The 8,144-nt window shown below is 68.5% G+C and carries 6 protein-coding genes; 2 read left to right on the top strand and 4 right to left on the bottom strand.

What is annotated here, in order from left to right:
• Positions 1 to 82 precede the first annotated feature (82 nt).
• Positions 83 to 850, bottom strand: coding sequence for an enoyl-CoA hydratase/isomerase family protein (locus BRAO375_RS24465; protein WP_009030136.1), 768 nt, complete (start codon positions 848 to 850; stop codon positions 83 to 85).
• 129 nt (positions 851 to 979) lie between these two features.
• On the opposite strand from BRAO375_RS24465, the gene BRAO375_RS24470 reads away from it, so the two are divergent.
• Both BRAO375_RS24470 and BRAO375_RS24475 read left to right on the top strand, forming a co-directional pair.
• Positions 980 to 1,891: a LysR family transcriptional regulator gene (locus BRAO375_RS24470; protein WP_009030137.1), complete on the top strand. Its 912-nt coding sequence runs from the start codon at positions 980 to 982 to the stop codon at positions 1,889 to 1,891.
• Between the two features lie 100 nt (positions 1,892 to 1,991).
• The gene (locus BRAO375_RS24475) at positions 1,992 to 2,297 is read left to right on the top strand and encodes a hypothetical protein (RefSeq protein ID WP_009030138.1); all 306 of its coding nucleotides are present in this window, start codon (positions 1,992 to 1,994) and stop codon (positions 2,295 to 2,297) included.
• 93 nt (positions 2,298 to 2,390) lie between these two features.
• Here the strand turns inward: BRAO375_RS24475 and BRAO375_RS24480 are convergent, their stop codons facing one another.
• The 3 genes from BRAO375_RS24480 to BRAO375_RS24490 all read right to left on the bottom strand — a co-directional run bounded on the left by BRAO375_RS24480 (position 2,391) and on the right by BRAO375_RS24490 (position 7,977).
• The gene (locus BRAO375_RS24480; RefSeq protein ID WP_009030139.1) at positions 2,391 to 4,949 is read right to left on the bottom strand and encodes a polynucleotide kinase-phosphatase; all 2,559 of its coding nucleotides are present in this window, start codon (positions 4,947 to 4,949) and stop codon (positions 2,391 to 2,393) included.
• Positions 4,950 to 4,957: 8 nt separating this feature from the next.
• Positions 4,958 to 6,340, bottom strand: a complete 1,383-nt coding sequence (locus tag BRAO375_RS24485; RefSeq protein WP_009030140.1) for a 3' terminal RNA ribose 2'-O-methyltransferase Hen1 — start codon at positions 6,338 to 6,340, stop codon at positions 4,958 to 4,960.
• 296 nt (positions 6,341 to 6,636) lie between these two features.
• The gene (locus BRAO375_RS24490) at positions 6,637 to 7,977 is read right to left on the bottom strand and encodes a TROVE domain-containing protein (protein WP_009030141.1); all 1,341 of its coding nucleotides are present in this window, start codon (positions 7,975 to 7,977) and stop codon (positions 6,637 to 6,639) included.
• Positions 7,978 to 8,144: the final 167 nt, after the last annotated feature.

Genomic DNA, 8,144 nt, shown 5'->3' on the forward strand with positions numbered 1-8,144 from the left:
GCAGCGTCGCGTTTGGTGACGGCGGGCCTTACAACGTTTCCGAGTTAGCGCTGTTAGTCGATGAGTAGAGAGAAGGCGCACCTCAGCGCTGCCCCGCCATCATCTGCTGCACCAGCGCGTTGGCGCTGGCGCCTTCGAGGGCGAGGCCGTAGCCGACCTCGCGGACGATGCGCTCCTTGAGCGGCTGGACGAAGTGGATGCGGCTGTTGCGGCGGGTGACCTCGGGTTGGCGCAGATAGAGCGCGGCGAGCTCGCGGGCGAAGGCCACGGCCGTGCCGTCGTCGACGACGTGATTGACGACGCCCCAGCTCGCGGCCTCCTGCGCCGACAGCGGCTGCGGATTGAGCAGGAACGCCTGCGCGCGGCCGGCGCCGGCGCGATACGACCAGGTCGTGAAGATGCCGTCGCCCGGGACGATGCCGCCGGCGAAGTGCGGCAGGTCGTTGAAGGTCGCGCTGCGGCCGGCGATGATGACGTCGGCGAACAGCGCATATTCGGTGTGGATGTGGGCGCGGCCCTCGATCGCGGCGATCAGCGGCACGCGGATATTGGCGATGTTCTCCAGGATCTGCGTTCCCTCATCGTGGACGCGCGACCAGGCGTTGGCGTCGCCGACATTGCCGAAGCTCGCGAAATCGATCTCGGCCATGTAGTCGCCGACGCCGGTGAGGATGACGATCTTGTTGTCGCGATCGCGGCCGATCTCATAGAAGGCGTCGGTGAACTCGGTATGATCGCGCGCGTCGAAGCGGATCGGACCGCCGTCGCTGTGCATTTCGACCAGCAGGACACCCTGGGCGTCGCGGCTCAGCCGCAAATGCGCGAAGCGGGTGAAGTAGGACGGGGTCATGGCTCTCTCCGTGGCGGTGGCCGGCGATGCGCCGGCCGTTGCTGACAGGAGGAGCATGGCTCATTCGAAACCCCTGGATAATTGCCGCCGGTTCGATATCATTCATACGCTTGACGTATGGATGAAGCGATGGACCTGCTTGGACCGATGCGGACCTTCGTACGGGTGGTGGAAGCCGGCAGCTTCACCGCCGTCGCCACGGAGCTCAACACCACGCAGCCGACCATCAGCCGCCAGATCGGTGCGTTGGAGGATCATCTGCGGACACGGCTGTTCACGCGGACCACGCGGGCACTGACGCTGACCGATGACGGCCGGGTGTTCTACGAGCACGCGCAGCGTGCGCTGGAGGCGGTGTCGGAGGCCGAGGGCGCGGTCGGGCGCCGGCGGCAGAAGCCGTCCGGCCTGCTGCGGCTGGCCGCGCCGGTCGTGTTCGGCCGGCTGCATGTGGTGCCGCGGCTGCCGGCGTTCCTCAAGCGTTATCCGGACGTCTCGGTCGACCTGATCATGAGCGACGGCTTCGCCGACCTGGTGGAGCAGGGCATTGACGTCGCCATCCGCGTCGGCGAGATCACCGATCCCGGCCTGATCGCGCGGCGCATCGGCACGGTGCAGCGGGTGACCGTGGCCTCGCCGGCCTATCTCAAGGCGAACCGCGCGCCGAAGCAGCCGGCGGATCTCGCCGCGCACCAATGCATCGTCTACACCCGGCTCGCCACCGGCAATCGCTGGCTGTTCGAGGGCCCGAACGGGCCTGTCGCCGTCGAGGTCGGCGGGCGCTATCGCGCCGACAATTCGGAAGCGGTCCGCGACGGCGTGCTCGGCGGCCTCGGCATTGCCGTGATCCCGACCTTCGCCTTTTCACGGGAGATCGAGACCGGCGCGGTGAAGGTGCTGCTGCAGGATTTCGCGCCGCGGCCGCTGCCGATGCACGCCGTCTACGCCTCGCGCCGCTTCGTGCCGCTGAAGGTGCGCGCGATCATCGATCATCTCGCGCATGAATTTTCCCTCGATGCGCGGCTGTCCGCCTTCATGGGGTGAGCTGGAAAGCTGCGGCATGGAACGGCTTCGCCCGATCATGCGTTCGCCCCTGGACGACAGCCGGCCTGCAGCCGGAGATCATGCGCTGGGAGATACGGACATGGACCACACCATCACCGGCCGCTTCGCCACGCGCCGCGAGGCCGAGCTCGCCGTCGAGCATCTGGTGCAGGACCACGGCATCGCCCGGACCGACGTGGTCGTTCAACCCGCAGGGCAGGCCAACAGCGCCGGCTCGAAGGCTGCAGGCGCCGATGTCGAGAGCGGCCATCCCGGCGTCAACAAGCAGGGTGCACCGGAGCTGGAAGGCGAGATCGAGGTATCAGTCGGTGGCTCCGCCGTTACATCCGCCGATGTCGAGGGCATCCTCAAGGAGGCGGGAGCGCGCAAGGTGAGCTCGACATGAGCTTGCCGATCGGTTGCCCGGCGAGGCGGCAGCTTTGGTCATCCGCTAACACCTATCCCGCGCCCGGGACGGGCGCTGGGCGTTTGGCGTTGCTCACAGCCGCGGATCGATCGGCTCGCTTTCCAGCGCCAGCACGGCGAACACGCATTCATGCACGCGGCGCAGCGGCTCGCGGGCGACGAAGCGGGTCAGCGCCTCGTGGCCGAGCGCGAACTCGCGCAGTGCGAGGTTGCGCTTGCCCTCGAGCTTGCGCTGGCGCAGGCGCGCGATGTGCTCCGGCGCGTCGTATTCCGGGCCGTAGATGATACGCAGATATTCCGGCCCGCGCACCTTCAGCGCCGGCTGGATCAGACCTTTTGGCCCGCGCGCGACAAAGCTCTTCGGCTTCACCACCATGCCTTCGCCGCCGCCGGCCGTGAGCTGCTCCCACCAGGCGACGGCGTCATGTACCGCCGCGTCGTCGGCCAATGGCACGATGCGCCACCGGGTGCGCGTGATGACGCTGTCCGCCGCCACCAGCCGCTCCGCCAACGTCATGTGCCAGACGTGGTCCTGGTCGAACCAGACCCGGCCCTCGCTCGCGAGCAGGTGGAATGGCGCCACCTTGAGATCGGCAATGCCGTCGACCGGCCAGACATACGGCGCCCAGGCCGCGCCATAGCGTTGCGCGCGGGCCACGCGCGCGTCGAACTGATCGCGCAGCACGGCGACGTCGAGGCCGCGTGCAGCGGCGCGCGTCAGCGCATCCGCTGCGGCGTCGAGGCCCGCGACCGACGACGCCGCGACCGGAGCATACTGGCTCTCGATCAGGCTGCCGGCCTTGGCCGACCACGGCATGATCTCGGCGTCGAGCAGCAGCCAGTCGGTCTGCAGCTCCTGCCAGAGGCCAGCGCTTTCGACGGCGCCGCGCAGCCGCGCCAGCAGCGCCTCGGTCATCACCGCATCGTTGAAGAAGGCGCGGCCGGTGCGCGTCCAGATCGCGCCGCTTTCGTCGCCGGCGATGCCGAAGCGCGCCTTGGCGACATCGGCGCTCTGGCACAGCGCGATGACCGCGCGCGAGCCCATGTGCTTCTCCTCGCACACGACCTCGGCGACATTGCGGGTGCGGAAATGCGCGAACGCCTCCTCGGGCCGCTCCAGCCAGCCCTCGCGGGCGCTCGTCTCCGACGGCGACATCGTCGGCGGCAGGTAGACCAGCCATTGCGGCGGCAGCGCGAAGCGGCTCATCACCTCCAGCGCCGCTGCGGCGTTCTCCTCGGCAACGACCATGCGGCCGCGCAGCGTGGTGTCGATCCAGCGGCGGCCGGTGACGTCGTCGATGTCGAGCAACTGATCCGCCTCGGCCTGCGCCGAGCCGGCCGCATTGCGCGCGGCCAGCGGCCGCACCGGCTCGCACCACACGCGCTCGGCAGCGATCTCGACGAGATCGCGCTCGGGCCAGCGCAGCGCCGTCAGCCGGCCGCCGAACACACAGCCGGTGTCGATGCACATTGTGTTGTTGACCCATTCGGCATGGAGCATTGGCGTGTGGCCGTAGACCACGGTCGTCGGCCCGCGATAGTTTGCGGCCCAGTCGGCGCGGACGGGCAGGCCGAACTCGTCGATCTCGCCGGTGGTCTCGCCATACAGCGCGAACTCGCGCACCGCGCCGGAGCCGCGGCCGATCATCTCCTCCTTCAGCCCGGCATGCGCGACCGCCAGACGGCCGCCGTCGAGCCAGACATGGCTGCGCAGGCCATCGAGAAAGTCGGGCAGGCTGTCGCGAAAACGTGCATCTTCAGTTGCAAGCTGGTCGATCGTGGCCTGCAGCCCGTGCGCGATCGTGACCTTGCGACCCGCCAGCCAGCGCTGGAACTTGCGGTCGTGATTGCCCTGCACGGCATAGGCGGTGCCGGCCGCGACCATGCTCATGACGATGCGCAGCACGTCGGGCGATTGCGGCCCGCGGTCGACGAGGTCGCCGACGAACACGGCCTTGCGGCCAGCCGGCGGCGTCACGGCGACCGCGCGCTGGCCATTCTGCTCGCGCCAGTCGACCTGATAGCCGAGCTTGCCCAGCAGCGCCTGCAATTCGCTGGCGCAGCCATGAACGTCGCCGACGATGTCAAATGGTCCGTGGTCGTGCCGCTTGTCGGTCCACAGCGGCTGCCGCACGATCGTGGCGGCCTCGATGCGTGCGACGCTGTCGAGCTTCCACACCTGGCGAAAGCCCTCGCGCTGCAGGCCGCCGAGGCCGCGACGGATCTCCTGGACCATGCGCTGCACGACCGGGCCGCCGAAGGCGCGCTCGGGGCGCGACCTGTTTCGCTCGATGCAGAGGTCGATGCCCGGATCGAACACGATCGCGACCGGCAGCGCATGCCATTTGCGCGCCAGCTCAACCCAGCCCTTGCGATCGGCCGGACGCACATTGGTGGCGTCGATCACCGCGAGCCTGCGATGCTTGAGCCGCTTGCCCGCAATCTCGCGCACGATGTCGAAGGCATCGGCGGAGACGCTCTGGTCGGTCTCGTCGTCGGTCACCAGCGCGCGGCAATGGTCCGAGGAGATCACCTCGGTTGGCAGGAAATGTTTTGCGGCGAAGGTCGACTTGCCGGAGCCGGTCGAGCCGATCAGCACGACCAGCGCGAAGTCGGGGATTTCGATGTTCATGACTTTGCTCAGCGGGTGAAGACGGCCATCTGCGTCGGCGCGCCGTGTGTCTCGTCGTTGTGGCCGATGCCGGAGAGGGCGACTTGATAGGTGAAGCTGGAACAGACGCGCTGCGCCCAAGCGGCGAATTCGGCGCGCGTCCATTCGAAGCGGTGGTCGCGGTGCCGGAACTGCCCGGCCGGCAAGCTCGGAAACAGCGCGTTGTAGTCGGCGTTGGGCGTGGTCACGATGACGGCGCGCGGCCGGGCCGCGCCGAACAGGACGCGCTCGACCATCGGCAGGCGGTCCGGATCGAGATGCTCGATCACCTCCACGAGCGCAGCCGCATCGGCGGCCTCAGCCCAGCGTAAATCGCGATAGGTCAGCGATCCCTGCAGCAGCGTCACGCGACCCTCCGGCGGACCGCCGGGCGCGCCGAGCTTCAGCCGTTTGGCGGCACGCTCCAGCTCGCGCGCGGCGGGATCGAGGCCGATCATGCGCTCGGCAAAGCGCTCGCGCACCAGGAACTGCAGCAGCTTGCCTTCGCCGCAGCCGAGATCGGCGATCGTCCTGGCGCCGGTCGCGCGCAACGCGTCGACCACCGCGGCGAGGCGCAGATCGTTGAGCCGGATCGGCGCCTCCAGCGTCTCCTCCGACTGGCTCTGCGTCTCGCTCTCCAGCGCATCGTCCTGCACCTCCGGCGCCAGTCGCGCCAGCGCCGCGCGCGCGAGCACGCCGCGATGCCGCAGGTAGCGGCGCACGATCAGTTCCTTGGCGGGATGAGCGTCGAGCCAGCCTTCGCCGCGCTTGAGCAGCTTCTCGATCTCCTCGTCGCCGACCCAGTAATGCTTGGCGTCGTCCATGACCGGGATCAGCACATAGAGATGGTTCAGCAGCGCGGCCAGCCGCGCGGTGCCGCGCAAGGTGAGGCGCACGTAGCGGCTGGTCGTGTCACCCTGCGGCCCCGCGATCGGCGCCAGCGTCACGTCCCAGCCGAGCGGCTCGAACAGCTGGCGCAGCACAGCCTCGCCGCCGCGCAGGGGTAGGGGCGTCACGACGGCCTCGAGCGGAATGGCGCTGTCCGCGAGCTCCTGGCGGGCGCTGCTGACGCCGTTCATCGCGGTCCGGAACGCCTTGTTGAGCGCGACCGAGAGGAAGGACGACGCCGCGTAGGGGCGGTCGTTGACGTATTGATCGAGCAGCCCGTCGCTTTGGCCCTTGCCGCGAACGAGGCCGATCGGATCGACGTCGAGCACCAGCGCCGCCTCGCAGCGGGCCTCACTGGCCTCGGGATAGAAGATCAGCGCCTTGCCATAGGTGAGCGCGAGCTCGTGCAGCCGGTCCGGATGCTTGTTGAGCAGGAAGCCGAGATCGGTGGCGGGCTGATGGGTGGTGGCGATGGAGAGAAACATGGCGCTGCTGAAATCCTACCGAGTCACAACCGCCGTCATTCCGGGGCAAGGCCGAAGGCCTTGAACCCGGAATGTCGGTATTGTCTCGCGTTCGTTCCTAACAATCTCGAGATTCCGGGTTCAATCGTCAACGCGTCGCCGCTTTGCGCCGACGCATTGTCGATTGCCACGGAATGACGGCGAAACCACAACGGCTCAGCTCGCTGTCATGCAAGAGACGAAGCCACTGCGCGCCTTATTCGATGCTTATGGGATGAGACCCGGGCGCGTCTGTGACGCGTCCGGGTCATTTGTCGTCAGTGCAGGCTCGCACTGCGCAGAGACTTTTCCTGCGCCGCGATCCAGGCGATCACGGCCTCGGAGAAGCCGTCGACCCGCGTCCAGGGCCCGTATCCGACCCCGTGCTGGTACGACGCCACGTTGACGATCGTCCCGCGCGCCCGAGGCGACGGCACCGGATCGTGGCTCTGCTCGTCGGTGAAGACGATCAGGCGGTCGCCCTCGCGGTCGACCTCGCTGACCGCACGTCCGAGATAGGTCCCGGAATGCGGCTGCGATCCGAGGATCGCATCGCGCAGCGCGAAGCCTCGGCGCGGCGGCACCTTCACGACCTTGTCGCTGAACGTGAAGATCTCCACCGCGTCACAGACCTCGCGGGCCAGAACCGCCAGCCCGCACGCCGCGTCCGCGCGCGTCATCTCCGACTTCGCAGACAACGCCGCGAACATCGAGCCGGAGACGTCGATCAAGAGCCGCGTGCGGCCCGGAAGCCGTGCATGGCCCTTGATCGACTTCAGCATCGCCTGCTCGAGCTCGGGCTCGAAATCAGGCGCATGCCGCGCCGCCGTGATGAACCGATACGGCAGGACCCGGTCCGTCCGCATCGACATGATCGCCTTCGCGATCAAGTCGCGCTCCACCCCGGCCTGACGCATCAGGCGCAGGTTGCGCAGCAGCGCCAGCGCTCCGAGCCGGTTCTCACCGAGCAGCCGCTCGAAGCTCGCCCGCTTGTCCGCACCGGCCGAGAGCGCGACCTCCCAGGTGTCGGGCGAGGGCAGCTCGCCATCGACGAGCTGCTTCCACACCGCCTCCTGGGCGTCGTCCTTGGGCCTGGCGTGAACCAGGAACAGGACGTCGCGGAGCCGCACCGGTCCCTCACGGTCATACTTCGCGAGCTGATAGGCGTCGAACTTCGCGAACGCCTTCGCCGGCCCCTTCTTGACCTGCGCCGAGACCGGCTGCCGCCTGCGCTGCTGCTGCGGACCCAACTCGTCCGCCCAGTAGATCGCGAGCAGCTCCGTCATCTCGTCCGGCCGCTGGATGATGCGCGGCAGCGTCTCGGCGACCAGCGCGCGGTGCTGTGGCAGCCGCGCCATCTCACGGGCGACGAGCAGCGGCGCATGCCGCAGCTTCATCTCCTCGCGCGCCCGCACCGCAAGCTGAGCAGCGTCACGCGGCTCGACCTGCGGCACCAGCGCCTTGATGCGGTCGGCGATCGCGACCCCGTCCTCGTACAACTGGTCCTCCCACAGCAGGCAGCTCAGCAGCGTTCGCTGCAGCGCCTGCACGGGGGCGAGCTGCCGGGACGGCGCACCCTCATGGGTGAAGGCGCGCGGGAACTTGTTCAGCCTGACCATGATGGCCTCCTCTGTTGGATTGATGGTCGGTGGAATGGCCGGAAACGGCCGGTGCGCGTGACCTCGTGGGAGATCACGGGCGATGAGAGCCACGCGCCGGGAACGGGCGAATGCTGAGCTCCGCTCCACTTGCGTGGAACGGATAGCGCTCTGCCGCCGAGCTACCT

This window comes from Bradyrhizobium sp. ORS 375 (assembly GCF_000239775.1).
Lineage (GTDB): Bacteria > Pseudomonadota > Alphaproteobacteria > Rhizobiales > Xanthobacteraceae > Bradyrhizobium.